This window comes from Roseateles microcysteis (genome assembly GCF_036880965.1).
In the GTDB taxonomy this organism is placed as follows: Bacteria; Pseudomonadota; Gammaproteobacteria; order Burkholderiales; family Burkholderiaceae_C; genus JAUASW01.
The window spans coordinates 44,703-69,409 of sequence record NZ_JBAJMV010000008.1 but is presented as its reverse complement, the minus strand read 5'-3'; the positions used below and the strand labels follow the sequence as shown (position 1 = coordinate 69,409).

General features: G+C 65.0%; 20 protein-coding genes. 13 read left to right on the top strand and 7 right to left on the bottom strand.

Annotation, left to right across the window (positions count from 1 at the left end):
- Positions 1 to 9: 9 nt before the first annotated feature.
- Positions 10 to 1,770, bottom strand: coding sequence for a response regulator (locus V3596_RS21000; RefSeq protein WP_334279792.1), 1,761 nt, complete (start codon positions 1,768 to 1,770; stop codon positions 10 to 12).
- Positions 1,771 to 1,900: 130 nt separating this feature from the next.
- Here V3596_RS21000 and V3596_RS20995 point away from each other — a divergent pair, with 130 nt between their 5' ends.
- The 12 genes from V3596_RS20995 (at position 1,901) to V3596_RS21775 (ending at position 13,402) form a co-directional block, all read left to right on the top strand.
- The gene (locus V3596_RS20995) at positions 1,901 to 7,078 is read left to right on the top strand and encodes a CHASE domain-containing hybrid sensor histidine kinase/response regulator (RefSeq protein WP_334279791.1); all 5,178 of its coding nucleotides are present in this window, start codon (positions 1,901 to 1,903) and stop codon (positions 7,076 to 7,078) included.
- A 51-nt stretch (positions 7,079 to 7,129) separates the two neighbouring features.
- A complete protein-coding gene (locus V3596_RS20990; RefSeq protein ID WP_234687292.1) occupies positions 7,130 to 7,411 on the top strand; it encodes an alpha/beta fold hydrolase in 282 nt (93 codons plus the stop codon).
- 113 nt (positions 7,412 to 7,524) lie between these two features.
- Complete coding sequence (locus V3596_RS20985; protein WP_334279790.1) at positions 7,525 to 8,475, top strand: GGDEF domain-containing response regulator; 951 nt, start codon at positions 7,525 to 7,527, stop codon at positions 8,473 to 8,475.
- 270 nt (positions 8,476 to 8,745) lie between these two features.
- On the top strand, positions 8,746 to 9,369 hold the full coding sequence (locus tag V3596_RS20980; protein ID WP_334279789.1) for a tyrosine-type recombinase/integrase: 624 nt from the start codon (positions 8,746 to 8,748) through the stop codon (positions 9,367 to 9,369).
- Positions 9,370 to 9,785: 416 nt separating this feature from the next.
- Complete coding sequence (locus V3596_RS20975) at positions 9,786 to 10,181, top strand: hypothetical protein (protein WP_334279788.1); 396 nt, start codon at positions 9,786 to 9,788, stop codon at positions 10,179 to 10,181.
- The gene (locus V3596_RS21780; protein WP_416384006.1) at positions 10,178 to 10,504 is read left to right on the top strand and encodes a PadR family transcriptional regulator; all 327 of its coding nucleotides are present in this window, start codon (positions 10,178 to 10,180) and stop codon (positions 10,502 to 10,504) included. Before V3596_RS20975 ends, V3596_RS21780 begins: the two co-directional genes overlap by 4 nt.
- Positions 10,505 to 10,506: 2 nt before the next feature.
- Complete coding sequence (locus tag V3596_RS20970; protein WP_334279787.1) at positions 10,507 to 11,085, top strand: hypothetical protein; 579 nt, start codon at positions 10,507 to 10,509, stop codon at positions 11,083 to 11,085.
- A gap of 40 nt (positions 11,086 to 11,125) precedes the next feature.
- On the top strand, positions 11,126 to 11,512 hold the full coding sequence (locus tag V3596_RS20965; RefSeq protein WP_334279786.1) for a VOC family protein: 387 nt from the start codon (positions 11,126 to 11,128) through the stop codon (positions 11,510 to 11,512).
- Positions 11,513 to 11,652: 140 nt separating this feature from the next.
- The gene (locus tag V3596_RS20960; RefSeq protein ID WP_334279785.1) at positions 11,653 to 12,291 is read left to right on the top strand and encodes a LuxR C-terminal-related transcriptional regulator; all 639 of its coding nucleotides are present in this window, start codon (positions 11,653 to 11,655) and stop codon (positions 12,289 to 12,291) included.
- A gap of 26 nt (positions 12,292 to 12,317) precedes the next feature.
- Positions 12,318 to 13,022, top strand: coding sequence for an ankyrin repeat domain-containing protein (locus V3596_RS20955; protein WP_334279784.1), 705 nt, complete (start codon positions 12,318 to 12,320; stop codon positions 13,020 to 13,022).
- Between the two features lie 31 nt (positions 13,023 to 13,053).
- A complete protein-coding gene (locus tag V3596_RS20950; protein ID WP_334279783.1) occupies positions 13,054 to 13,182 on the top strand; it encodes a hypothetical protein in 129 nt (42 codons plus the stop codon).
- On the top strand, positions 13,148 to 13,402 hold the full coding sequence (locus tag V3596_RS21775) for a zinc-finger-containing protein (RefSeq protein ID WP_416384005.1): 255 nt from the start codon (positions 13,148 to 13,150) through the stop codon (positions 13,400 to 13,402). Before V3596_RS20950 ends, V3596_RS21775 begins: the two co-directional genes overlap by 35 nt.
- Positions 13,403 to 13,960: 558 nt before the next feature.
- On the opposite strand, the gene V3596_RS20945 is transcribed toward V3596_RS21775, so the two are convergent.
- The 3 genes from V3596_RS20945 to V3596_RS20935 all read right to left on the bottom strand — a co-directional run bounded on the left by V3596_RS20945 (position 13,961) and on the right by V3596_RS20935 (position 18,464).
- Complete coding sequence (locus V3596_RS20945; RefSeq protein WP_334279782.1) at positions 13,961 to 14,965, bottom strand: zinc metalloprotease; 1,005 nt, start codon at positions 14,963 to 14,965, stop codon at positions 13,961 to 13,963.
- A gap of 13 nt (positions 14,966 to 14,978) precedes the next feature.
- Complete coding sequence (locus V3596_RS20940; protein WP_334279781.1) at positions 14,979 to 15,647, bottom strand: cupin domain-containing protein; 669 nt, start codon at positions 15,645 to 15,647, stop codon at positions 14,979 to 14,981.
- A gap of 90 nt (positions 15,648 to 15,737) precedes the next feature.
- Positions 15,738 to 18,464, bottom strand: a complete 2,727-nt coding sequence (locus tag V3596_RS20935; RefSeq protein ID WP_334279780.1) for a TonB-dependent receptor — start codon at positions 18,462 to 18,464, stop codon at positions 15,738 to 15,740.
- Between the two features lie 549 nt (positions 18,465 to 19,013).
- On the opposite strand from V3596_RS20935, the gene hutC reads away from it, so the two are divergent.
- Positions 19,014 to 19,754 carry a histidine utilization repressor gene (hutC, locus tag V3596_RS20930; protein ID WP_334279779.1) on the top strand — a complete coding sequence of 247 codons (741 nt, stop codon included), beginning with the start codon at positions 19,014 to 19,016 and terminating at the stop codon, positions 19,752 to 19,754.
- A gap of 295 nt (positions 19,755 to 20,049) precedes the next feature.
- On the opposite strand, the gene V3596_RS20925 is transcribed toward hutC, so the two are convergent.
- From V3596_RS20925 to V3596_RS20915, 3 genes are all read right to left on the bottom strand, one after another.
- Positions 20,050 to 21,105, bottom strand: coding sequence for a DMT family transporter (locus tag V3596_RS20925; RefSeq protein WP_334279778.1), 1,056 nt, complete (start codon positions 21,103 to 21,105; stop codon positions 20,050 to 20,052).
- Positions 21,106 to 21,116: 11 nt separating this feature from the next.
- Positions 21,117 to 21,497, bottom strand: a complete 381-nt coding sequence (locus tag V3596_RS20920; protein ID WP_334279777.1) for a hypothetical protein — start codon at positions 21,495 to 21,497, stop codon at positions 21,117 to 21,119.
- A gap of 68 nt (positions 21,498 to 21,565) precedes the next feature.
- Positions 21,566 to 24,706, bottom strand: a complete 3,141-nt coding sequence (locus V3596_RS20915; RefSeq protein WP_334279776.1) for an efflux RND transporter permease subunit — start codon at positions 24,704 to 24,706, stop codon at positions 21,566 to 21,568.
- Position 24,707 lies beyond the last annotated feature (1 nt).

Below are 24,707 nucleotides of genomic sequence, written 5' to 3'. Positions count from 1 at the left end.
CGAAGCCGATCAGATGTGGGCTTCGGTGGTGAGCGAGGGCTTCAGCAGGTTGAAGCTCAGGGTTTGACTCTCGGTGCCTACCCGCTCATCGCCGAAACTGGCGATGGCCCCACCTGCTCCCATCTGCATCAAGGCCAGGCGAACCAGCGGGGAGTCGAGGTGGCTTGACTCAAGCCTGAGCCCGCCGAAGGTCAATGACAGACTGATGGCTTCTTCTGCTTTGACGCTGATCTCCAGCGTCAGGCCGCTGGTGCTGGACGACGCCAGGGCGAGCAGGAGTTTTTGCATCCCCGCTTGGAACTGCTCCGCATTGCCCATCACCGCCAGGGTCCGGCTGGGCAGGGCCAAGCCCAGGTCGATGGCCTTGCTTTGGGTTCGACACCATGCGTCGAGCTCCGTCAGCGCCTGCGCCAGGTCAAAGCCTTTCAGCTGCGGGGGCGCAATCGGTAGCGCCGCGCGCCCCTGAACGGCGGCGACCAGGTCCTCGGCCGAACGGGCGCCGTCGCTCAAGGCCTGGAGCAAGGCCAGCTGCACGCCGGAGGCGACGACCGCATCGCGCAGCGCCTCGCGCCGCTGCTCGGCGGCGATTCGATCGCTCGCATCACGCAGCACGACGGTGGTGATGCGGTGCGCACCGCCCCCCTGCTGAAAGACCACCGGCTCCACCGATCGGACCGCGCCATCGCCGCGGAACAGGCGCAGCACCCGCGCCGGGCGGCCGCTGCGCCGCCGCTCGTTGGCTTGGGCCATGGCCTCGTTGGCAAAGTCCAAGGCCATCCAGCCGGGGAGCACCGCCTCCGCAGGCTGGCCGAGCGCGCGCTCCACCGAGACGCCGAACAAGGCGGCGGCGGCCTTGTTCATCAGCCGCACCACGCCGGCCGAGTCCACGGAAACGATGGCATCCGAGGCCACCGACACCAGCTCGGCCACACGGCGATCGCCCAGCTCCTGCCAGTGCGCGGCGATGGCGTTGGCCGTCTCCTCGCGCTCGCTGCGCAGCTGCAAAAGCTTGCGCACCCGGGCCAGCAGCACGTCGGGCTTGAAGGGCTTGGCCAAGAAGTCAGAGGCGCCGACCGCAAAACCCAGGGTCTCGTGCTTGGCCTCGGCGTGAACGCTGACGAAGGCCACCGGCACCTGGCTCAGCACGGGGTCGGTCTGCATGGCCTGGCACACGGCGTAACCATCCAGCCGCGGCATCTGGGCATCCAGCAGCACCAGGTCGGGAACCTCTTTGTGCATCTGGGCGAGCGCTTCCTCGCCATCGGCCGCCGCCAGCAAGGTGGCGCCCAGCGGCGCCAGCGTCGAGCGGAGTGCCTCGATCGCCAGCGGGTCGTCGTCCACCAGCAGGATGCGCGCGCTGCGCAGGTTCAGGGTGGCCGGCTGGTGGGCGCGCAGCGCCGACAGCCGCAGCAAGGCGCGCATGCGATCGACCAGCAGCTCCGGCTGGAACGGTTTGCGGACGAAGTCCTGGGCGCCGATCTGCAGCGCCGTGGCCTCCAGCGCTTCATCGCTGGCGCTGGTCACCAGGATCACCGGCAGCTGCGCGCTGGCGGGGCGGGCCCGGAGCTGCGCGAGCACCTCCATGCCCCCGAGGCCCGGCATGTTGACGTCGAGAATGAGCAGATCGGGCAGTTCCGACTCCACCGCCTGGAGTGCTTCGGCGCCGCTGCGCGCAAAGCGTATGCGGGCGTAGGGCGCCAGGGTCTTGCTCAGGACCTGCAGCGTGACCGTGTCGTCATCCACCAGCAACAGTCTGGGCTTGTCGGCCATCGATCAACCTCCTTGTGACCATCCCGGCGCTTCGGCTGGCGCCGTCTCTGTATTATTTGGGCACCAACCATAGCAAAGGATCGGCTCGCGCGACCGTCGCACGCTGCGCCACGCCAGGAATCCCAACACGATGCAAGCTCAACTCAGCAGGGCATGGACATGGGTCGGACTGCTGGGTCTGATCGCGACGGGTCTCGTCGGCGGCGGCTTGAGTCTGGAGAACGAGCGCCGACTCGCGCAGGAGATGGAGCGCCAGGCACAGCAGGTGGCGCAGCAGGTGGAGGCGCGCTTCGGCCTCTACGAGTACGGTCTGCGCGGCGCCCGCGGCGCCATCCTCGCCGGCGGCGGCGCAGACATCCGGCGCCCGACCTTTGCCGCCTACTCGCAAAGCCGCGAACTGTCGCGAGAGTTCCCGGGGGCGCGGGGTTTGGGCTTCATCCGGCGCTGGTCCCTTGGCCAGGATGAGGCCGAGCTGCGCCGCGCGCGCGCGGACGGCATGCCGGATTTCCGGCTGCGCGAACTGACTCCGCACCCGGGCGAACGGTTCGTCATCGAGTACATCTACCCCCAGGCCAGCAACCAGGGCGCGACCGGCCTGGACATCGCCTCGGAACGCCATCGGCGCGAGGCAGCGGTGGCCGCGGCCCAGTCAGCCGCGCCGCGGCTGACGGCGCCGATCACCCTGGTGCAGGCCAACCAGAAGCCCCGGCAGGGCTTTCTGATGCTGCTGCCGGTCTACGCGCCGGGCGTGCTGCCACCCGACCCTGATGCAAGACTGGCCCGGACCCTGGGCTGGTCCTACGCGCCGCTGCTGGCCGACGAAGTGCTCAGACCCTTGCTCGAGGCGTTCCCGCTGGTGAGCATCAGCCTGGCGGAACACGATCAAGCCCAGGCCTTCTTCGCGACCCACCCGGACACGAGCGACATGGGGGACGCGGACATGGCTCGCGTTGAAAAGAGCCTGTCAGTGTTCGGCCGGACCTGGCGCCTGGAGCTGCAGTCCAGCCCCGCCCTGCGCGCCCAGTCGCGCCTCGCACCGGTCTGGCTGGTGCTGGTGCTCGGCGCCTTGATCAGCGGGCTGATCGCCCTGGTCACCCGCCTGGCGACGGCCCGGCCGAATGCCGAGGTCCTGGCTCAACAGGGCGGCACCCGGGTGGCGGACTTCGTTCGCAGCCCGCTGGCACGCTGGTCCTTGCTGGTCCTGCTGGCCCTGGGCGGGGCCTATGCGGCCTTCGTGGGCTGGCAGGTCAGGCAGTCGGTTGCCGCCCGCATCGAGCGCGAGCTGCAGCTGCTGGTCGACCAGCGCGCCAGCACCGGCGAGACCGCCATGAAAGGCCGCAAGGCCGCGTTGGTCTACCTGCGTGGAACGCCGCCGGTCGATGGGCTGGTGCGCAGCGACGCCAGCGGTCGCGACCCGCTGGATGGCAGCGCTGCCGCGCTGTGGCGCCAGCGCATGGGGCAGATCTTCGCGGCCTATGCGCAGGCCAACCCGGATGCCCAGGAGATCCGCTTGATCCGCCTGGAAGGCAGTGCCCTGCAACTGGTCACGTGGCGTCGGGAAGCCGTCGGCCCCGCTCGGGCGGGTGCTGTGTTGGTGGACCAATCGATGGACCCGGCGTCGCTCGGCACGCTGAACGATCTGCGCGCCCGTCTGCTGCGCGGCGAGGCCTGGACGCATCCAATCACGGCCGCCCCGCGCCCGGGCGCGCAAGGCGAGCCGCTGCGGCAGCTCATTCGCTACACCCAACCGGTGCTGGTCGACGGCAGGCTGTTCGGCGTGCTGGAAATGGACGTCGATGTCTCCGCGCGCTTCAGCGCCGAGAGCCTGCGCCTGCCCTGGGGCGGCAGCTTGCATGTGCTGAGCAGCGACGAGCGCTGGCTGACCCGCCAGGGCCCGTTGGAGGGGAACGCCGCCGACAGCTGGCGGGACCGCTACCGCCCCGGCTCGTTGGCGGTCGCCACCCCGCTCGACCGCTTGCGCGCCTGGCAGGGCGCCCAGGCCGAGGTGCTGAGCGTGGAAAGCGTCATCGACCCCAACCCTGGGGACCGAAGCGCCAGAGTCATCTACCGCGCGGTGGTGCCCAAGTCGGCCATGGACGACGCGGCGATGACGCAATGGCGCTCGCGGATGCTGCCACCGGCGTTGCTGGCGGGCCTGTTCTATGCGCTGATCTACCTGTACTGGCGCCTTCAACAGCGCCATCAGAGGCGACTCACGACGCTCAACGCCGACCTCGAGCGCCGCGTCGCCGAGCAGACCCGGGATTTGCAGAGCGAACGGAGCCGACTGAGCAACATCCTGGAGGGCACCGGGGCCGCCACCTGGGAGTGGAACGCGCAGACCGGGGAGACCCGCTTCAACGCCCGCTGGGCAGAGATACTGGGCTACCGCCCCGAGGCCCTGCTGCCGATGACCCGCGACGGCTGGATCGCGCTGATCCACCCCGAGGACCTGGCACGTACCCGGCAGCTGCTGGGTGCGCACCTGAAGGGTGAGAGCGCGCAATACGTTTGCGAAAGCCGGCTGCGCCACCAGGACCAGCACTGGGTCTGGACCCTGTCGGCCGGCCGGGTGATGAGCCGCACCCCCGATGGCCGGGCCGAGTGGGTCAGCGGCACCTTGCTGGACATTTCCGAGATGCGCGCCGCGCAGCAGGAGCGCGAGCGCTTTGCCAACCTGCTGCGCGGCGTGCTGCAGGCAGCGACCGACTTCTCCATCATCGCCACCGAGCCCGATGGCCTGATCACCGTCTTCAACGCCGGTGCCGAGCGCCTGCTGGGGTACCGCGCCGAGGAGATGGTCGGGCGGCAGACGCCGGCCCTCATTCACTTGCCCGAAGAGGTCATGCAGCGCGGCGTCGAGCTCAGCGCGGCCGAAGGCGTAGAGGTACAGGGCTTCCGAGTCTTCCTGCATGTGCCCGAGCGTGATGGCAGCGAGCAGCGCGAGTGGACCTATGTGCGCCAGGACGGCAGCCGGGTGCCGGTGTCGCTGACGGCGAGCGTGGTGCGCAGCGAGCGCGGCGAGATCGTCGGCTATCTGGGCATTGCGCAGGACATCTCGGCCCGGCTGGCCGCCGAGCAGGCGTTGCGCCATGCCAAGGCCGCCGCCGAGCAGGCCAGCGCCGCCAAAGGCATGTTCCTGGCCAACATGAGCCACGAGATCCGCACGCCGATGAACGCGGTGATCGGCATCGCCCACCTGCTGGCCGACACCCCGCTCAGCGAGGACCAGCGCCAGCTGCTGCGCAAGCTGCAGGTGGCCGGGCGCTCGCTGCTCGGCGTCATCAACGATGTGCTGGACTTGAGCAAGATCGAAGCCGGCGAGCTGGCCGTCGAGCGCTCGCCTTTCCAGCTGAGCGAGCTGCTGCGTGAACTGGACGCAGTGTTTGCCGACCCGGCACAGGCCAAGGGCCTGAGGTGGGAGCTGCACAGCGCACCGGACCTGCCCGACACCCTGGTCGGCGACGCGCAACGCTTGCAGCAGGTGCTCGGCAATCTGCTCAGCAACGCCATCAAGTTCACCGCCCAGGGCCAGGTCAGCTTGAGCGTCGACCGCGTCGAGCTCGACGCGCAGCGGCCAGGCCTGCGCTTCCAGGTGCGAGACAGCGGCATCGGCATCCCCCCGGAGGCGCAGGCGCAGCTGTTCCAGCCCTTTGTGCAGGCCGAGGCGTCGACCACCCGGCGCTTCGGCGGCACCGGCCTGGGCCTGTCCATCGTCAAGCACCTGGCAGGTCTGATGGGCGGCACCGTGGCCCTGGAAAGCCAACCGGGCCAGGGCAGCGTGTTCACCGTGGAGTTGCCACTGCTGGAGGCGGCCGAGACCAGCCGGCACAGGCCGCAACGGCTGGAGGCGGTCATCGTTGAGGACGAAGAGCTGCAACGCGATCGCCTCAGCGCGCTGTGCGTCGGCTTTGGCTGGCAGGCGCGCAGCTTCGCCGAGGCCGCCGGCTTGCTGGCGCTACTCCAGCAGCGCCAGCAAGCCGGTCAGGCCCTGCCTGATGTGTTGCTGGTTGACTGGCATCTCGGTGACAGCCTGGACGGCATCAGCGCGATGCGCCGTTTGCGCGCATCGCTGCCGGCCGGCCAGGTGCCGGCGGCCTTGCTGATCACCCAGGACCAACGCCGCGCGCTGCAGACCGAGGACATCGAGGATGTGGTCGATGCGGTGCTGGCCAAGCCGGCCAACCCGTCCACGCTGTTCAACGCCGTCAACGAGGCGATCGCCAAGCGCAAGGGCAGCAGCGATCACCTGCTGGACCAGGCCGCGATCCAGCGCCTGGGTGGTGGCCTGCTGCCCGATATGCGCCTGCTCGTGGTGGACGACAGCGATATCAACCTGGAGGTGGCAAGACGGATGCTGGAGCGTCAGGGGGCGGTGGTGCGCTGCGACGGCGGTGCCGAGGCGGCGCTGGCGCGCCTGTCCGGCGGCGAAACCTTTGACGCTGTGCTGATGGACATCCAGATGCCCGGCATGGACGGCCTGGAAGCCACGCGGCAGATCCGCGAGGGTCTGCAGTTGCGCGAGCTGCCGGTGATCGCGCTGACGGCCGGCGCCTTGGTCGAGGAGCGCCGTCGGGCGATGGACGCCGGCATGGACGATTTCCTGACCAAGCCCCTGGACCCCGAGGCCTTGGTGCGCGCGGTCAGGCGGCGAGTCGAAGCGCGGCGAGGCGCGCCTCTGCCCGTGCGCGGCAGCGACACCCAGGCCGCGCTGCCGCCCGATTGGCCGCTGATCGAGGGCATTCAGGCCCAGGAAACCGCGCATCGTTTGGGCGGGGATGTCGCCCTGTTCCACCGCCTGCTGGGCAGGCTTCTGGAGACGCATGACTCGGCCTGGGTGGGGCGCCTGGCGGCGATGAGTGCCGAACAGGCTGCCGCGAGCCTGCACAAGCTGCGAGGCTCCGCCGGTTTGCTGGGTGCCAAGCCAGTGCAGGACCTCGCCGCCGAGGGGGAGGAGCGCTTGCGTCAGGGCGATCCCCTGACCGAACTGACATCACTATTCGACAGCCTGTCGCATTCCCTGTCGGCGCTGCGTGGCGCGGCATCGGCTTGGCTGGCTCAAGCCATTGACAAGGTGGACAGCGGCCAGGCAGCGCCCCTGAGCGACGGACCGGCGCGGTATGGGGTGCTTCTCGATTTGCTTCGACAGCAGGACCTGGATGCTGGCAGCGCTCTGAAGGAGTTGCGGTTCTGGTTGCGGGAGCGGGGACTGAGTGAGCAGGATGTTGCGGCGATCGAGGCCCACGTCGACGAGTTGGACTTTGAACAGGCTTTGCGTCTGTTGGAAGCTCGTCAGCTCTTAACTTGAACCTGTTGGCGCCACCTGCACTGCGATGTGTTTCCCTCTGGAGTCGAGAGCATGAACCCGATCGAAAGAAACCATGTCCGCCGCATCGGCCAGCAGGGCCCGGTGCTGCTCTATGCACATGGCTTTGGCTGTCACCAAGGCATGTGGGCCGGCATCACGCCGGCGTTTGAGGCCAGCCACCAGCAGATGCTGATGGGCTACACGGGCAGCGGCCCGGCGACTGCTCTTCGACAGCAGGCGCTGCAGCCGCCTGGACGGCCATGCGCAGGACCTGATCGACGCGAGGCCTGTCGCGGGGCATCACCCTGGTCGCCTTCAGCACCGCATCGCTGATCTCGACTTTGCGCCTGCGCATCCGTTCCTCCGTGATTGACAGGCATCCGATGCCTCGTCGCGTCAAGCATGATGCGCGTCGATAACGCTAGCAAACCCGGTCGTCAACTGACATGAACGAATCCAGACCCACGCCAGCCACGCTGCTCCTGGTCGACGACGACCCATCGATCATCCAGGCGGCCAGCCGCCTGCTGAGCGATTTCGGTCGCTGCCGCTTCGCGCGCAGCGCAGCGGACGCCTTGCGTCTGCTGCGTCAAGAGCCGGTCGATCTGGTGCTGCTGGACGCGGAGATGCCGGAGATGGGGGGGCTGGAGATGTTGTCGCTGATGCAAAAGGCCAGCGAATTGGCAGAGATTCCGGTGGTGCTGCTGACCAGTCACCGCGACGAGGCCACCGAGGAGGCCGCCTTCGCCGCGGGCGCCGTCGACTATTTGTCCAAGCCGATCCGCCCCGGCGTGCTGAGAGCCCGGGTCAACACCCAGCTGCGACTGAGCCGGGCTTTGGCCGAAGTCCGACGGCTGTCACGCACCGACCCGCTGACCGGGCTGTCCAACCGCCGCGCGATGCAGGAATGGCTGGAGAGGGAACTGCTGCGCGCCGACCGCCAGAACGCGCCACTGAGCGTGCTGATGGTCGACGTCGACCACTTCAAGGCCTTCAACGACTTGTACGGTCATGCAGGCGGCGATCACGCGTTGATCAAGATGGCCGACTGTCTTCGACAGGCAGCCAGCCGTGCCAATGACGACTGCGCGCGCTGGGGTGGCGAGGAGTTCTTGGTCCTGCTGCCCGACACCGACGGCCCAGGCGCGATGGCGGTTGCTCAGCACCTGCATCGGGCCCTGGCCGAACTTGCCCACCCGCATGAAGCCAGTCCGCTGGGGCAGTTGACCGCGTCGGTCGGCATTGCGACCTTGGAGCCGCTCAGTGAGGAGCGCGCCGCTGCACTGCGAGCGGCGCCGGTTCAGGATCGGATCGAGGAGTTGCTGGGGCGAGCCGATGCGGCGCTGTACCGCGCCAAGGCAGCGGGCAGAAGCCGGAGCGAAATCGCAGAGAGCTGAGGAAGCTCGAACCACGCCGCGTACGGCGACGGCCGCACAAGGCGAGCACGAAGCCGGTGATGGCGTAGAGCAAGACCGCACCAAGCTGAGGGCGACGCCGAATCCAATCGAGCGGCCTGAACGCAAGAAATGCAGACGGCCACGCTGAAACATGGGGCGGGTGCTGGCAGCCCGGTAGCGTCAGAGAGCAATTCGCACTCCAAATGGCAGCTTGAATCATTCGCCCATCGGCGCATGCTCTGATGCCCATCAACTCGATGGGAGACCATCATGAGCATGTCGAATGGCAACGCGTCTCGCGAGCCGTGGAATAAGGGCAAGATCGTCGGACAAAAGGCGCCCTTCAAGCTGAAAGACATCTGGGCGCTTCGCGTTCGCCTGCAGATGCAAGGACGAGTTCGCGAGCTCGCCCTGTTCAACCTGGGCATCGACAGCAAGCTTCGCGGGTGCGATCTGGTGGCGCTTCGAGTGAGGGATGTGTGCCATGGCGACCAGATGGCCTCCCGCGCCATCGTCATGCAGCACAAGACCCAGCGCCCCGTGCAGTTCGAGATCACTGCGAGCACGCGTGATGCCCTGCAAACCTGGATCAAGCAGGCCGGCCTGAGAAGCGAGGATTTCCTCTTTCCCAGCCGGTTGCACGAGTCGCCGCACCTGGGCACGCGTCAGTACGCTCGCATCGTCGGGCACTGGGTGAAGGAACTGGGACTCGATCCAGCGGACTACGGTACGCACTCCATGCGCCGGACGAAGGCGACCCTGATCTACCGGCGCACCAAAAACCTCCGCGCGGTGCAGCTGCTGCTTGGCCACTCCAAGCTGGAGTCGACTGTCCGATGCCTTGGGATCGAAGTCGATGACTCCCTCGAGATCTCGGAACAGACGGAGATCTGAAAAGGCTGCGGCGATCACAACGAAACAGATAGTGGCGTGACAGCCGCAAGCGCTGCGCCCTCCTTCTGGATCGCCGCATCCTGCTCCGTCCGACTTCTAACATCACCGGTTCCACCGGTTGGGGTAAGGGACCGATCCTGGGTGAAAGCGGCCATTGGGCAAAGAAGGGTTGACGGACGGCTCTCAGCCTGAACCAGTCTGTGCAGAATCGCTCGTGCTTTGTAGCCTGCCGTTCACGTCTTGGACGTTGGCTACAGGCCTGAGACATCCCCCCTTACGTCGCGCGCAGCACTGCCCTGCTTTGATTGCGCGTTTGTCTCGCTTGCGCGGCTGCTCTTCGCTCTGACAAGCACTCTTGCGCCGAAACGCCATACGCCCTATATTGCCTACAAAGTAATCAATACTTGGAGTTACCAATGGCAGCTTCTCAACATTGGGTCCGACATCCCGTGCTGTCGACCATCCTTGGCGTGTTCGCGGGGGCGATCGCCATCTCGCTGTTCGAGCTAGCTGGACACACGCTCGGGGGAAGTGCCGAGGCGCCCAAGCCTGCGGAGGCCTCTGGCAGCATCATCCTGGTCGTGGTGATCGGCTGGCTTGCTGGTGCCGCAGTGAGTGCGTGGGTTGCTGGTCGCTGGAACGGTAGCGGCCGCGCCACACCAGGCGTCGTGGCCGCACTGTTCCTGTGGGGCGCAACCGGGCTCACGCTGTGGACAGTGCCGCATCCGATGTGGGCAGTCGTCGCATCAATGGTGTTGATGCCTATCGTTGGCTGGTTTGCTGCGAATCGCGCGGTGAAAGCTAAGTCGTGACTGCTCCCGCCAGCATCGGCGAGTTCGAACTCTTGGTGTTGTTGAGCGTGCTGCGGCAAGGTCGGTCAGCCTACGCCGTGTCCGTTCGCGACGAACTGGAGCGCAGCACGGCGCGTCCCGTATCGCGGGGGGCTGTGTACGTGACCTTGGACCGGCTGGAGCATAAGGGCCTAGTGCAATCTTGGATGGGCGAGCCAACGGCGGCCCGCGGAGGCAAAGCCAAGCGAATCTTTGAAGTGACCCCTGAGGGGCGGTTGGCCACGCAGGCGTCTCTCCAACGCACCCAGTCGCTTGCAGCGGGCCTGGGGCTGGAACAAGGCTGACCGTGGCTGGCTCCGCGCCGCACCTGATGGCCCGGGCCATGTTGCGATTGGCACTGTTGGCCTTGCCATCGAACTTGCGGGAGTGCATCGAGGCAGACCTGAAGGAGTCCATGCCCGAGCGCGCGGACTCAAACGACGCCACACAGGCATGGGCCATGGCCCGCGAAGTGCTGGGCGTGGCTTGGCATTACCAAGCCGAATGCCACCGAACGCATGCCTCGCGGCTGCAGCTCAGCGCCCTTCTGGCGGGTTGTGCGAGCCTGATGTTCCTGGTGCCACCGGCGTTGAGGACGGCGGCCTTGGGCTGGGTATCAGTACAGCCCGATTCGTCCTTGACCGGGCCCTGGTTGAACATGGGGCTCTCGCTTTGCGCCGCAGTGGCGGCCGGTTTGGTACTTGGATCGTTCGCGCCGAAACAACCCCACCTCGCAGGCAGTCAGAACATGGTTCTGGCTGTTTTGGTGCTGATCGCCTTCAGTCATCACGCCTTGCCGGATGCGTTTGGCGGGATCGCCGCGCTGGCCGCTGGGCTTTGGCTGGGACGCAAACGCAATCCAGGACGTTGGATCGGCCCGCGCTGAACGTCTTTTCCCTCGTTGCAACTCATCTCCAGGAGCAAGCATGATGACCTTGGCAATCCGGCATTGCATCGTTCACCCTGAGGCTGCGGCCCTGGCCGGCTTTCTGGACAAACTCGGTCTCAATCGGCGCGAGATGAGCGATTGCAACGACACGACCAACGACGACGACTTCACCGGCGCGATCTTCCCGGCGGGAGACAGTTGGATCGAGGCCTGGACCGCGTCGCCCGAGATTCCGGCGTGCACCATGTTGCAAATCGTGGTGGACGACGCGGACGCCTTTGCGACCAAAGCCCGAGCTGAAGGGCTGGAGCTCCTTGGGCCCACGGACGCGCACGGCGAGCGAATCTACTTCGCTCAAGCGCCTGGGGGAGTGCAGTTGACCGTGCAGTCGGCGCTGCCGACTGGGGTTGCGAGTGCCGCGTAAGCGGTGCACTGCGGCGCGCCCTACAGTCCACGCGGGAACGGCTGACGCCTTTCGTTTTCGTGCCAAGATTGGAAACTGGCTGTGATCCTGCAATTCGTCGGGTAGGGTAATTCGGTGCTTCGGTCCCTAGAGTGAGTTCCATGACGCACACCAGAGGCCGCCCTCCATTCCCCGATCAGCTCACCCCTGCGGAGTGGCGGGTGGTCGAGGCTGTGCGTCATGGCCTCAGCAACCCTGACATTGCGCGCCGACAAGGGGTCAGCTTGGATGCCGTGAAGTACCACGTCGCCAACGCGCTGCAGAAGCTGGGACTTAGCAACCGCAAGGCACTGATGCAATGGTCAGGTGTGGCCAGGTCCAGCGTCTTGCCCAGCCCCGGAAAGTCGCCACCCATGAACGTTCAACTCGGCCCGATCGGGCAAATCTCGCGAAGCGTTTCCAACATTGAGGACGCCAAGCGCTGGTACGGCGAGGTACTCGGCCTGCCGTTCTTGTATGCCTTTGGCAACCTCGCCTTCTTCGACTGTGGTGGCGTTCGCCTCTTCTTGTCAGAGGGAGATGGGGACGTCAACTCCATCATCTACTTCCGTGTATCCGACATTCACGCCGCCACCGCATCGCTCCAGGAGCGGGGCATCGAGTTCATCAACGCGCCGCACATGATCCACAAGCATGCGGGCGGCACCGAAGAGTGGATGGCCTTTCTCAAGGACAACGAGGACAGGCCTTTGGCCTTGATGTCGAGTGTGGCCCCCGCTGCCGCAGGGGCCCAATCGTGAGGGCCCGCCACTTCAAAGCCCTGGCCATGGCGTTGGCGCTCGTGATCAGCACGGGTGCCCTTGCAAGCCAGGCCGAAGAGTTGCTCAAGGCAGTTCGCGCCAACGACACCGAAACGATCGACCGGCTTCTGCAGGCCAACCCCGCAAGCGCGACAGCACCGCTGCCCGACGGCACCACCGCGCTGACTCAGGCGGCCTACTTGGAGCGGCCGGCCCTGGTGGAACGACTCCGCAAGGCCGCTCCCACGTTGTCCTTCTTCGAAGCGTGCATCGTGGGCGAGGTTGCCCAGGTTCGAAAGGCCTTGACACTCGGCCAGAACGTCGACCAGCTGTCCCCGGATGGGTTCTCGCCGTTGGGATTGGCCGTCTTCTTCCGACAGCCGGAGGTGGCCAAGGTGCTGATCGATGCGGGGGCCAACGTTCGCACTCGCTCAAACAACACGCTGAGAGTCGCACCGATCCACTCGGCTATCGCGCGCGGAGATCTGGCCATGCTTCAGACCCTCTTGCTCAGCGGTGCCGACCCCGACCAGACGCAGCAGCGCTTGCTGCGGCCGATCCATGAGGCCGCAGCCGCCGGCTCGATGCCTATCGTTGCCATGCTTCTGATGTTCGGGGCAGATGTGGCGGCGCTATCAGAAGACGGTCGAACGCCTGCGGACTTCGCCGCAGGCAGCGGGCACGCTGAGCTGGCCAAGCGCTTGACTGCCCTCGCCGCGAAGTCCCGCTGAAGCACACGCGCCCATGCCCCAAGGAGTAACCATGCGCCTTGCAGTGGCCGTCAGCTTGTTCCTGACCTGTGGCACGGCAGGTGCTGCGGTCGTTGAGGTGCGTACACCGCCTGTCCAACCCGGCTATGCACCGGTGGTGCAGATCACCGGGCTTGCATAAGGGCAAGCTGTTCGACCATGGACGGCTCGCCGCCCACAAAGCGTTCGACCCCGTGTGGCAGCAAATGCTGCTGCCGCGCTCGGATGCCTACGAGTGGCTTGCTCACACGCTCGGTATTCCGCGACATCGTTGCCATATTGGAATGATGGCTCTTGAAGATTGCCGCCGTGTCAGTCAAGCGGTTTGGGAGCGCTCTGGCGGCTTGGACACGTTACGCTAGTTCTATCGTTCAAAGACACATATGCAGCGAGAGCCGTCGTTCGAGCTCGGACGCCGAGTTCACGTTAAGTGCCACGAAGCGGTCATGGCCCCACCTGGCAAAGCAGCGGCTCCCGAGACCCGGAACTGGGGTGGTTCTGTCGTCAGTGGCGGAGGCTTCCGCGAGGCCCTGGCTCTACATGCGAGTCGATAGACTGGCCGCGGCATCTCGGGGAGAACAACATGAAGAGGTCCTGGCAGATGGCCACGGCAGGCGAGTCCTTCGCGGCGGCGCAGTTCGCGCGCTGCGGGTGAGACGTGTCCATCCAGTACGACGCCAACCAGCCGGAGTACGACCTCGTCGCCGTCGATGGCTAGGCGGGCCAGAGCCCGGCAGTGGATTCGATTGGGGTTGGGCGTCGGCAGTCAAGCGAGCCACGCGCATAGCGTCGCGGCGGCACCTCGCACTACCAATGACTTCATATCGGATTCCCGTCGATGTCGTTGCTATTCAGGCTGGCCACCCCGCTCGAGGGCGTGGCCGACCGGGAAGGCCGCAGGCGGCCATCCCTCTTCTTCGTCACCAGTTCTCGCCGATCTTTGGCTGGCCTCCGAAGCGGATGACCTTGTCACCATAGAGCGCGTCGTAGTAGTGGCCCCCTTCCTTGTAGTCGGGGTTCCATTGCTTCTTGCCGTCGCTGCCCAGCCGATAGACGAATGGCGACATGTGCAGGCGCTCAAGATGCCAGCGCCCTTCGGCGCCGCCGGGAATGTCTTCCCCCTGACCGTAGAGCATCAGGCCGCCCTCGGCATAGACCTCGTGTGCGGGATCGGTCGTCTTGTACTCGTGGCTGACGTTCATCACCTTGTGCCCGATCTCGTGTGCCACCGTCCTTCGATAGCGATCCGGACGGGACAGGTTGGTGATGGTGATGACGCCACGCAGCGCCGCCGGCATGGTGTTGTGGTACGAGTAGGTCGGGAACGAGAGGCCGCCGGTCCGCACCATCTTGATCGTCCAGTTCCGCCCTTCCGAGACCTCGAGGAACGGAAAAAAAACATCCTGCAAGGCGACTAGGTAGATCGTGCGCGTGTTGTCCTTGTCCGGCTCCACGATGCTCTCGAAAGCATTGCGCGCCAGATCAGTCAGTTGCGACGGGTGACGCCGCATCGACTCGTAGGAATTGGCGTACTCGGTCTCTGGAACCCGGGGTATCTCGTTCGCCTGGATCGAGAGGAAGCTCGGGTTCACCGCACCCGTCTTGACCCAGAGCAGATTGAGCTGGACTCCTGCGGGCCTGAAGATCTCCTTGGCCGACTGGATGCTCTCCATCATGCGCGGCAAGGTCATCTTATTGAACGCCGGGTCGAAGTTCGAAGGGTAGTAAACCGCAACGTCGATGGTCGGCTTGCCCGGCACCAGATCCTTGTTGAAGGCGGCAATGTCGATCGCCTCGACACGCTTCCAGGCCACGGGCTTGGAAGCGGCCCCACCGGAGGGTGCTTGGGCCGCTCCCTGCGCACTGGCCAGGTCCAGCGCCAGGGCGGCGGCCAAGGCCGCAAGAAGGTGGTATGACTTCTTCATGAGCAGCTGCCCCTCACTTCTTGATGCTCTTCAGAACGGCGTCGAAATTCGGGTTGACGCTACGTGCAAAGACCACGGCCGGATGATCGGGCTTGAGCTCGCTGAAGTAGAACGGGATGCCGCTCTTGCGCTCCTTCTCGAGCTGGACCGCCATGGTCTTGAGGCCGCTGTTGAAGTTCTCATAGCTGGTGGTCTTGCCCTTGAGCTTCACGACGAGCAGCAAGGCACCTTCGCCGAACGGAGCCTCCCAGCCTGTAGGCATGTTGTCGCCGAAGCGGAACAGTGAACCCGCTTCCATGACCTGGCGCTTGCCCTCGCTGGCCAGAACCCACTTGCCGCGCACTGTGTAGATGATGCTGCCCAGATCGTGGGGATGCTCGCCCAGGAACATGCCGGGCTTCAGCTCGATGAAGAAGGCGCGCGTCTGCTCGGCGAACAGCAGCGGGCCGAACAGGCCTTCATGTGTCAAGACGCCTGAGGACTTGACCGCGTTTTCGATATTGGGAATGACCTCGACGTTCTTGGCCAGTTGAACGTATTCGGGGACAGCAGCCGTGGCCGGCACCGTCTTCTTCTCGAGAATGGCCGCCTTGTTTTTGTCGTCCTTGTGTTTGTGGTCGTCGCCGTGAGCGAGAGCGCCCAAGGGCAGAAGAAGTGCCAGGAGAGAGACTGCGAGCTTCATGGGTTGTCCTTTGGATGACAGGGTGTGATGAGTGGCGGCACCTGGTCGTCGACGCGCCGCCGCAGGGATGGAATCGGAGAGGTTCGACGCTTACCAGCGATAGCCGGCGCGGAGGTGCCAGCGACGGCCTTGCAGGTCGTAGGTCATGGTGTCGGTGTTGGCGTCGGTGTACGACTTGACGAACGGCGCCTTCTTGTCGAACAGGTTGTCGATACCGACTGACAGCTCGAGCTTCTTGTCGAACGCGTACTTCACTTGCGCCGAGTGGTACATGATGGCGGGGACCTTGGCACCGATGTCGGTGGGCGCAGCATTGATGTCGTCCGCGCTGCCGATGTACTGGACCGTGTAGGACCCTGACCAGGGGCCGAGCGCCGACGTCAGGGAGACTAGCGAGCGCCACTTCGCGTAACTGCCTCGGCCACCGGTGATCTTGCCCGTGTAGTCGATGGCGGCTGCGCCCGGGAACGGGACCACCTGATAGTTCTTCAGCCGAGAGACTTCGGCGTTCAGGGTGTTCGTGGCCGCACCGGTGCGGAACTCGTACAGCGCGCCGATGTCGAAGCCCGAGATCCGTTCGTCAGCCGCATTGACCGGCTGCGAAGACAGGAAGTCGATCTCGCCGGTCGTCTTGTTGCGGGTGAAGTTCGCCGGGGTGCAGAACAGGTGGCTCAGACCTTGAGAGTTGTAGCAGGTTGCCAGCTTGGTTGAGCCGGCCACGCTCTGGATCGCATTGCTGATCTTGATGCTGTAGTAGTCGAGAGTCAGCGTCAGCGACTTGAGCGGCGTCCAGACGATGCCAGCGGTGACCGTCTTGGCGTCCTCCGGTTCGAGCTTGGAATTGCCACCGGTCGTCGTCAGCACCGTGTTGCCCAACTGCTTGTAGCCGGCCGGAACGCCGGAGGCCTGGCAGTTCTGCGCCACGATAGAGGAAGCAGGTAGGTTGCTCCAGTTATTGCACGGATCGCTCGTCGTCAGGTTGCCCTGCGAGATGCCGCCGTAGAGCTCCGGGATGTTCGGAGCGCGGAATGCCGTCGAGAAGTTCGAGCGCATCTTCAGGCCCGGCATCACTTGCCAATCGAGGCCGGCCTTGTAGGTGCTCTTCGAGTCGAACTGACTGTAGTCGGAGAAACGCGCTGCGGTATTGAAGATCAGCGAGTCGACCATCGGCAGGCGCTTGAGCAGCGGCACCGAGAACTCTGCGTAGACTTCCTTCGCTTCGTACTTTCCTGCGATCGGGTCCTGGCGAATCGTGTTGGCCGCACCGATCACGGTGAGGTTGTCCGGATTGAGCCAGCCCGCCTCACGCCGAACCTCGACGCCAGAGGCAAAGCCGATCGGACCGGCCGGCAACTCGAACAGCTCGCCGCTGATGTTGGCGCTGACGCTCTTCTGGTCGTTGCCACCGCTGTCGACGGTGGTGGCCATGATGTACTTCAGCACGGCGGGCGTGATGTTGCCGTAGCCGAGGTAGTTGGCGCAGGGGATGGCTGCCCCGGCGGCTGTGCTGCATTTGGTTCGATCCAGCGTCAGGTCCACACGGTCGTTGTTGGCAACATTGGTCGTGTTCTGGCTGCCCTTGGTCCGGCCCCAGTTCACTGCCACCGACCAGTCCCACTGCTTGCCGATGTTGCCCTTCAGCCCCGACACGAAGCGGAAGGTATCCACCTCCTGCGACATGATCCGCGGTCCGGCCTCCTCAAGCCGCCGACGCTCGAGGGTCAAGTTCTGGCCCGTCGGGTTGGTGGGATGCGTGGCAGAGATGGTGATAGGCCGGTACTGACCCAGGGAGCCGGGAGTTGCAAGCTGGTCCGAGGCCCGGTGCGAGAACAGCACCTCCGTGAAGAGCTGCGTGTCCTGGCTGAGGTTCAAGGTACCGAAGGTGCTCAGGCCGATGCGCTTGATCGGATTCACGGCATTGAGCATCGGGTTGCCGTTGTACCCATGCTTGGCAGCCGAATAGAGCTCGTAGGTAGCGGGGTTGCTGGGTGGCAGGGCCTGGCTGAAGTTCACGCGCTGACCATTGGCCAGCAGCGCACGGCCGCCTATCGTTGCCGAGCTGCCCACGCAGTCGAGCTTGCCTGCCGTCTCGCCGAGGCCACACGGCGCGCGCGTCGCCATGTTGATGGCATCACCCTCTGCGTAGTTAACCGAGGTCATCAGCGAGCCGGCGCTGCCCTGGATGCCCCAGGCCAGGCTGGCCGAAGACTCGGCACCATCGCCGCGTGAGGTCTGGCCATAGCGCACAGAAGCCTCGCCGCCGCTCATTGCGTTCTTGGTGATGATGTTGACGACACCGGCGACAGCATCAGCGCCGTACACCGCTGAGGCGCCATCCTTGAGCACTTCGATGCGTTCGATCATCGCAACGGGGATCATGTTCAGGTCCACCGAGCTGTTGGCGCCATTGCCGCCGTTGACAACTCGACGACCATTCAGCAGCACGAGCGTGCGATTGACGCCAAGGCCGCGTAGATTGACTTGCGACGTGCCCCAGCCTCCATTCGTCCAATAGGCGCTTGTCTGGTTGCCCGCCGTGCCGGCGGAAGCTGGCAGGCGCTGCAGCAGGATCTCAGCGGAAATCGCACCTGTGCGTTGGATGGCCTCGGCATCGATGACCGTGACGGGACCAACTCCCGAGATCTGTGCCTGCCTGAGGCTGATGCGACTGCCCGTGATCTGGACTCGCTCCAGCGCCGATCCAGGTGCGGCGCCTGAATCTGTGGTCGCCCCTTGTTCGTTCTGCTGCGCCTGTGCACCTGCGCAAAGCAGGAACACTCCGGTGGCAATCGCGGTCTTGGTAATTCTTCTCGACATGATCGATCAACCTTCCAAAAATGTTGTCCACGGCCCGTCATCGCAACGATGGGCCACTGCTACCGAACACTTACCCGATCACCTGCACTTCGCCGCTTCGGCATGCGACGCGCGCCTGCTCCTGACTCATTAGCAATTCACATACCAGACTATCCAGAGGTACCCAGCAATCAAAGCCCGAGCGGCTTGATCGAGGCCCACGTGGGGACATGTCGGTTCGATCAGTACGACGCCTCGATGCCCTCCGGAATCGAAGACGAGTCGCGCGCAAAAACCATGCGGTACATGGTTCGAATGTCGCCGCTCTCGCATCCGCGCACCCGATGGCGCGGCGCCCTCAATCTGCAGGGGACAACGATTTGATGGACGTTGGCCGAGTGGGACATACATGCTTCTTGGAAGAAGCCTCTTGGAGTTACCAATCTACTTGACTAGACAGGTATATGCAAGCGTATACAAGTGGTTTTTTTGGACTTGTGGTAACCGCGCGCGATCGTTTGTTCGCATGGCGACTCGAAGCCACATGCCGTGCCGCACTAAGATCTGCCGATGCCGCGCAAAGACACCACTACAGCCGCCCGTACATCGCTTCCAACTGCGCCGTACGTTCGCGTAAAGAGGTTCCTCAAGGAAGGCCTCGCCGCCGGACGCTGGCCCACTGGAACACTGATGCCTTCCGAGTCTGAGCTGGTGGCGCAGTTCGAGGTCAGCCGAATGACGGTGACACGCGCAGTGCGCGAATTGCAGGCTGAGGGGCTGATTGATCGCGTTCAGGGAATTGGCACCTTCGCCGCTCAACTTTCCCGGGTGTCGTCGACATTGACGATCCGCGACCTCCACGAGGAAATCCTCTCGCGCGGTCATCGGCACAGGGCCGAAATTCACCTCGCAAAGAGGGAACGCGCCAGCGCTGCCGTAGCCACGCGGCTCGGCATCCAAACGGGATCGACTGTCTTCCATACGCTGATGGTGCATTTCGAGAACGACGTGCCCCTCCAATGCGAGGATCGGTACGTCAATCCGGCATGTGCACCTGACTACCTGAGTGTCGACTTCACGCAGGTCACGCCCACGAACTACCTTCTGCAGGTTGCACCACTCTGGGAGGCCCAGTACTCGATCGAGGCGGGTCTGCCCAGCGAGCAAGAGGCTCAGTTGCTGCGACTGAGGCATGACGAGCCTTGCCTCGTCATCGTGCGCAGCACGGAGCGGGGCGGCGTGCCGATCACGATTGCGCGCCTTGTGCATCCGGGCTCGCGCTACATGCTGAGCGGTCAATTCAAGCCTTGAAGGAGGCGCTGAGCGCGCTAGCGCTCGCGCGCACGGCGCTTGCGCTTCGGACGCCTTGCGGCCTCCCTTGAGACGCCGCGCCGACGCGCCCGCCGCCTCGCAAATTCGCTCCAAATGCCGATAGCAACTGCGACCACGAGCAGGCCTATCAGCACCCACCCCATGAAGGCTCGCAGCGTCGACACATCGTTTAGCAAGGTCGATGATTCGTACCCTTGCGGCATGGCTGAAACAGGCATCTCGCAAGCCTTTCAACGACGCATTGCATTGATCCATCGCGGGGTGAGCCATGGTGCTAGTGCCGGTGTGTATGGTGTGCGTCCGGCATATGGGCATGGGAATGCCGGACCGGTGCATGCCGATGCCGATGGCTGTGCGAGCCAGTCGGCATCGGGTCGTGGACATGGTCGTGATGTCCGTCGTCGTGACGGTGCGCATGCTCATGCTCGACGGCCTCATGCTCATGCTCGTGCGCATGGGATTCCGCCAGATGCAGCAGTACGCCCATCAGCATCAGGCTGCCGCCGATGACCATGCCCAGGGTCACCAAGCGGTCTCCCATCGGAATAGCGATCAACGCGCCCACGAACGGAGCAAACGCGAACACCGACCCGGTGCGCCCCGCACCGAATGCGCGCTGGGCAAGCAAGTACAAGCGCAGACTCAGCCCGTATCCGCTGGCGCCGATGGCCAGCAGCGCAGCCGCGGTGGCCGGCGAAGGCAGGGGCTCGCCCGCGAACAGCGCGAGGCAGAAGGTTGCCGCAGCACCAAGCGCCGATTTCGCCATCACGACCTGGGCAGGGTCCCGCTCAGCCAGCGCCCGCGAGAGGCTGTTGTCCATGCCCCAGGCGGCCGTTGCCAGTCCGACAGCTATCATTCCTTGGACGCGCGTTCCGCCGAGGGAGCCCTGATCCAGCACCAGGGTGACCCCGCCAACGAGCAATGCCAGCATGGCCAACCAAACCCGCCTGTCCATGACTTCGCCATAGAGGCGCCAGGCCAGCAAAGCGGTGAACAGCGCCTCCAGCGTCAGCATCAGCGAGGCGCCGGCACCACTGGTGCGCTGAAGCCCCCAGGCCAGGGCAACCGGTCCGACCACGGCACCGAAGGCGGCCACCCACATCAGGCGCGGCCAGTCACCTCGATGCAGCCGCGCCTCCTGCTCGACTGGTCGACGCAGGAGCAGGCCAATGACAGCAGCGCCGAAATACAGCAGCGAGGCGGTCGTGAACGCGCCCAGCCCACGGCCGAAGTACTGGACGAACGGCGTGCTCGCTCCGAAGAGCATGGCTGCCAGCAAGGCCAGCACCCCACCACGTACGGCGGGTGCACGGAGGCTGATGCTGCTCATGGCCTAGCCGATCACTTGAGGTTGAATCGCACCGTGACCGTCCTGCCTTCGACGTTGTTCAGTACGGCCACCACCTTCGAGCCTGCCGGAATCGACACACCGAGGGCGCGCAGCTTGTTGTCGTTGGCCGCCTTGACGTCGACTTCGGTCTTCTTGCTACCGCTCAGCACCGTCAGCTTGCCGGAGATGCCGGCCGAGGACATCGGCTGGTCGTGGTCCACCAGGTAGATCGTGGCGCCATCGGACTCGACGACGAATTCAAAATTCACGTCGTTGGCGACTTGCACGATGCCGCCGTGCAGTGGCTTGCCGGCGCCATGGGCCATCGCCTGGTTGAGGGTCAGCGCTCCGATGGTCAGGGCGGCGATCTGGATCAGTTGCTTCATCTTCATCGTTTCAGTCTCCATTCGAGGTGCGGTGCGCTTGGGGGCGGCACCGCCAGGCCCTTCGGTTCCGGGGATCAGAAGGCTTCGCGGGCTTGTGGTTCCGCGACGGCTTCGTCGGACTCGCGCAGCAGCCGTTCGGTCGGCTTGCGACCGAACAGCCAATACAGGAGCGGCGTCAAGAGCGTGTCGAGCAACGTCGAACTGACCAACCCGCCAAAGATGACCACCGCCACCGGATGCAGGATTTCCTTACCCGGCGCATCGCCGGCCAGCAACAACGGCGTCAGCGCGAAGGCCGCCACCAGCGCGGTCATCAGCACAGGCGTCAGGCGCTCCAAGGAGCCGCGCACCACCATCGCCTGGCTGAAGGTTTCTCCTTCGAACCGGCACAGGTTGATGTAGTGGCTGATCTTGAGGATGCCGTTGCGCGTGGCAATGCCTGCCAAGGTGATGAAGCCGACCATCGTGGCCACCGACAGCGTGACACCTGACAGCCACATCGCCACCACGCTGCCGATCAGAGCCAGCGGGATGTTGGCCATGATGACGCCGGCCAGCACCGCCGAGCGATAGCGCGAATACAGGACAAGGAACATCATGGCCAGCGAGATCAGCGACAAACCGATGATCTGGCTGGTGGCCTGCTCCTGAGCCTGGAACTGCCCCTCCAGACTGATGAAGCTACCTGTTGGCAAGGGCGTATCGGCAATGATCTTGCGGATGTCGGCGACGACCCGGCCCATGTCCGAGCCGTCGGTGTTGGCATAGACCACGATGCGCCGGCGCCCGTTCTCGCGCCCGATCTGATTCGGACCATCAGCCTCTTCGACGGTGGCAAAGCTAGACACCGGCAGGCGCCCCGCCGGCGTGTCCACCAGCGTGCGCGCCAGGTCCTGTGGGCTGCGCTGGTCATCAGGCAGGCGAAGCACCAGTTCGTAGCGGCGCGGGCCATCCACGATCTGCGCGCCGTGAGCTCCGTCCGTAAGGGCCTGCAGCATGCGGACGGCCTCCCCGGGCGGCAGGCCGGTCTGGGCAAGCCGATCCTGGTCGATGCGAACCATGATCTGCGGGATCAGGACCTGCTTCTCGACCGTCAGGTCCACCAGCCCATTCACGGCAGCCAGCTTGCCGCGCATTTGCTCGGCCAGACCGCGCAAGGTATCGGTGTCGTCGCCGTAGATCTTCAGCGCGATCTGCGCGCGCACGCCGGAAAGCAGATGATCCAAGCGGTGAGAGATCGGCTGGCCTATGGCCACCTGGGCTGGCAGCGAGGCGAGCTGCGCGCGGATCTGCGCCATCACGGCCTCGCGGTCGACCGGCTTGCCGTTACGGCGCAGGTCGACGTCGATCTCCGCCGAGTGCACGCCCTCGGCATGCTCATCCAGCTCGGCACGTCCGGTACGTCTGCCCACCTGCGTGACCTCAGGCACCTGTCCGATCAGTTGCTCGGCCAACGATCCCATCCGGTTCGCCTCGGACAACGAGGTACCCGGGTTAAACATCAGCGACAGCACCAGCGAGCCTTCGTTGAAGGCCGGAAGGAAGGCCCGAGCAAAGAAGGGAACGCTGACGGCAGCCAGGACCACCGCCACGACGGACGTGCCGATCAGCAGTCTGGCGCGCGGAAAGGACCAGGTCAGCAGGCGCGCGTCCCAGGCCTTGAGCTTTGCGACCAGCGGGCTGTCGCCATGGTCCAGTCGCTTCATTCCGGGAAGCAGGTAGGTACACAGCACCGGTGTGACTGTCATGGACACCAGCATCGAGGCCAGGATGGACACGATGTACGCGATGCCCAGCGGGGCGAACAGGCGTCCCTCGATGCCGGGCAAGGCAAATAGCGGCACGAACACCAGCACGACGATGACAGTTGCGTAGACGATGCCTGAGCGCACTTCAACGCTGGCCTGGCGCACGACTTCCAGCAGCGGTCGCGGTGCTGACAGCAGCCGGTTCTCCTTCAAGCGCCGCAAGATATTCTCGACGTCGACCACTGCGTCATCTACCAGCTCACCGATGGCGATGGCGAGACCGCCCAGGGTCATGACGTTGATCGACTGATCCAGCAGGCGGAACACCAGGGCCGTTACGGCCAGTGACAGAGGAATGGCCAGCAACGAGATCAGCGTGGTCCGAGCCGAGAGCAAGAAAGCGAATAGCACGATGGCCACCATGACGGCACCATCGCGCAAGGCTTCGGTGACGTTGCCGATCGAGGCCTGGATGAAGTCGGCCTGACGGAACAGCACCTTGGGGGCGGCCAGGCCTTTGGGCAGGCCGGCCTTGAGCTCGCCGAGCGCCTGCTCGATCTGCTGGGTCAGCTTGACCGTGTCTGCGGCCGGTTGCTTCTGCACGCTGACGATGACCGCAGGGGCTCCCTTGTAGCCGGCATCGCCACGTTTGAGCGCGGCGGCGAAACGTACCTGGGCGACTTGCTGCAACAGGACCGGACGACCATCCTTCCAGCCGACGGCCATACCCTGCAGGTGCTCAAGCCGGTTGGTCCGGCCAAGATGCCGAATCAGGTACTCGCGACTGTTGAGATCGATGAAGCCGCCGCCGGCATTGCCTGCGAAGCCGCGCAGCGCCTGTTCGACCTGGCTCAGCGTGATGCCCAGTTGCGCCATGCGGGCAGGGTCGGGTTCGACGCGCAGCTGACGCACCTCGCCACCGATAGGAATGACCTGCGACACGCCGGCGATGCCGAGGAGTCGCGGCCGCAGCACGAAATCGGCGTACTCGCGCGCCTGCATCGGCGAGGCAGCACCCTCACCCACTTGCAGGGGCAGCGCGATCAGCATCACCTCGCCCATGATCGATGAGACGGGCCCCATGACGGGCGTGATATCCCCTGGCAGCTGCCCACGAAGCTGAGCCAATCGCTCGCCGACCAGCTGGCGGTTGCGATAGATGTCGGTGCCCCAGTCGAATTCGGCGTAGACGACCGACAGGCCGACGCCGGAGGTGGAGCGGACACGGGTCACACCCGGCATGCCGTTGAGCGCCGTCTCGATCGGGAAGCTGACGAGCTGTTCGACCTCTTCGGGCGCCATGCCGCCGGCCTCGGTGAGGATGGTGACCAGCGGCTTGTTGAGGTCAGGGAAGACATCGACCGGTGTCCGCCACGCCGTGATGGCCCCGTAGGCCAGCAGTAGCGCCGCGAACGCCAGCACGAAGAGCCGGTTGTGCAGGCTGTATCTAACGATCCAGTTGAACATG

Coding starts and splice junctions, on each gene's coding strand:
- V3596_RS21000 (WP_334279792.1), bottom strand. CDS start 1,770: ATGGCCGACAAGCCCAGACTGTTGCTGGTGGATGACGACACGGTCACG.
- V3596_RS20995 (WP_334279791.1), top strand. CDS start 1,901: ATGCAAGCTCAACTCAGCAGGGCATGGACATGGGTCGGACTGCTGGGT.
- V3596_RS20990 (WP_234687292.1), top strand. CDS start 7,130: ATGAACCCGATCGAAAGAAACCATGTCCGCCGCATCGGCCAGCAGGGC.
- V3596_RS20985 (WP_334279790.1), top strand. CDS start 7,525: ATGAACGAATCCAGACCCACGCCAGCCACGCTGCTCCTGGTCGACGAC.
- V3596_RS20980 (WP_334279789.1), top strand. CDS start 8,746: ATGAGCATGTCGAATGGCAACGCGTCTCGCGAGCCGTGGAATAAGGGC.
- V3596_RS20975 (WP_334279788.1), top strand. CDS start 9,786: ATGGCAGCTTCTCAACATTGGGTCCGACATCCCGTGCTGTCGACCATC.
- V3596_RS20965 (WP_334279786.1), top strand. CDS start 11,126: ATGATGACCTTGGCAATCCGGCATTGCATCGTTCACCCTGAGGCTGCG.
- V3596_RS20960 (WP_334279785.1), top strand. CDS start 11,653: ATGACGCACACCAGAGGCCGCCCTCCATTCCCCGATCAGCTCACCCCT.
- V3596_RS20955 (WP_334279784.1), top strand. CDS start 12,318: ATGGCGTTGGCGCTCGTGATCAGCACGGGTGCCCTTGCAAGCCAGGCC.
- V3596_RS20950 (WP_334279783.1), top strand. CDS start 13,054: ATGCGCCTTGCAGTGGCCGTCAGCTTGTTCCTGACCTGTGGCACGGCA.
- V3596_RS21775 (WP_416384005.1), top strand. CDS start 13,148: ATGCACCGGTGGTGCAGATCACCGGGCTTGCATAAGGGCAAGCTGTTC.
- V3596_RS20945 (WP_334279782.1), bottom strand. CDS start 14,965: ATGAAGAAGTCATACCACCTTCTTGCGGCCTTGGCCGCCGCCCTGGCG.
- V3596_RS20940 (WP_334279781.1), bottom strand. CDS start 15,647: ATGAAGCTCGCAGTCTCTCTCCTGGCACTTCTTCTGCCCTTGGGCGCT.
- V3596_RS20935 (WP_334279780.1), bottom strand. CDS start 18,464: ATGTCGAGAAGAATTACCAAGACCGCGATTGCCACCGGAGTGTTCCTG.
- hutC (WP_334279779.1), top strand. CDS start 19,014: ATGCCGCGCAAAGACACCACTACAGCCGCCCGTACATCGCTTCCAACT.
- V3596_RS20925 (WP_334279778.1), bottom strand. CDS start 21,105: ATGAGCAGCATCAGCCTCCGTGCACCCGCCGTACGTGGTGGGGTGCTG.
- V3596_RS20920 (WP_334279777.1), bottom strand. CDS start 21,497: ATGAAGATGAAGCAACTGATCCAGATCGCCGCCCTGACCATCGGAGCG.
- V3596_RS20915 (WP_334279776.1), bottom strand. CDS start 24,706: ATGTTCAACTGGATCGTTAGATACAGCCTGCACAACCGGCTCTTCGTG.